At 32.9% G+C, this 1,520-nt stretch carries 1 protein-coding gene; it reads right to left on the minus strand.

What is annotated here, in order from left to right; genetic code table 11:
- Nucleotides 1-1,349 (minus strand): ATP-dependent endonuclease (locus tag H5072_RS19190; RefSeq protein WP_220488717.1); only part of this gene is annotated, 1,349 nt, incomplete at its 3' end.
- Nucleotides 1,350-1,520 lie beyond the last annotated feature (171 nt).

Raw genomic sequence — 1,520 nt, forward strand, 5'->3', positions numbered from 1 at the left:
TTTTTATACTCCATTCTACCCGCTTCATCATTATCCAAAATTATTTTTATTTGCGGCCTAAAATCAAGGTCTATTGCCAAATTGTTGTAAAATTGGACTGAACCAGATATTTTTGAAGCACTCCCAGACCAGATTATATTGGGGGCAATCATCTCGTTATGTTCGATCAGTGCCTCTAAGTATTTTTTATCTGTCTCACCTTCCACTATGATGTTGTAAGGTAATAAATTCCACCCATCGTTATTCTCTATACCTAGATGCTCTCTTATACCCTTAGCTTTAGCTGATTCAGATGAAAAAGATTGGGCATGTGTAGATTTTTCAAAAAACGAACGATCTTTTTTCCTAACGTAATTTTTTTCATTCACATCACAGACATACAAATAAGTGTATTCTAAATTATTTAAATCAATAAAATGCTGCGAGTGGGTAGTCATAACTACAGTTTGTTCTTTTTCCCTAGCTATCTTTTTTACAGCTCTAAATAATTGTTTTTGTGCTTTCGGTTGAAGAAATATTTCAGGCTCATCTAAGCCCCAAATGATTTTTTTATTAGCATTTGAGGCAATATAGTTCATTAAAGTCAATAAAGCAGTTCTTTGAGCACCACTACCTTTAGAAGAAATAGAATGGTCATTACCGTCATCTATCGTAACTTGAGTCATTCTGGATACAACGTCACGTAATTTATCAAACTCAGCGAACGTAATTTTGATTGCACTGCTAGAATCCAAAGAGCTTAGAATATTTAACTCTTGTAACTGTTGATTTAGTTCTTTTTGGATATCGTTTAACGCAGCTTGGGCTTGCGCCTGAAATTGTTTTAATGTATCTAAAGGCTTTTGCTGTTTAGCTCTTTTTTTATCAAGCTTGAGCAAACCATCTGAAGCAAAAAGTTCTGACACTAAACTTGGTATATCGACATTATTAGACTTTACATAAAAATACTTAAAGTGTTTTACGATATCTTTAAATGCTTTTTCCGTCTGGGGGAGTGTTTTAGTTTTATCAGAACTAGATATCTTATATTCAATGGTCAGGTCTTTTTTAAACGTGGCTTTGACCGTTATGATCTCTGTTACATTAATACTAAACTTACCTGTTAGCTCAGTATTTTGAAGTTCGCCACCTCTACCATAATAAATATGATGCGGTATGTCAGTTGTTACATCATATAACTCAATGTCTTCAATATGATTGAAAAAAATATTCAGGGCTTCAAGTACGTTAGTTTTCCCAATGTTATTTTCTCCGCAGATAGTAATTGGTTGACCATTAACCACCTTTATTTCAACATTCATAAGTGAACGAAAGCGTTTAATCGTGAAATGTTCGAATTTATAGTCCATTATTTTTTCTATCACATCAAATAAATATACGAGTACATACTACTAATTTTATGAGATAAGTCCAGAATCAGTAGCCGTTATTCAAATTGGGTTTAGTTTATTGTTTTCTGTCTGTAAACAAGGGGGTTATATTTCTTTTTTTGGTAATAAAAATCATGGATCCACCCATTA

The organism is Pseudoalteromonas sp. SR45-5, assembly GCF_014163565.1.
Classification (GTDB): domain Bacteria; phylum Pseudomonadota; class Gammaproteobacteria; order Enterobacterales; family Alteromonadaceae; genus Pseudoalteromonas; species Pseudoalteromonas distincta.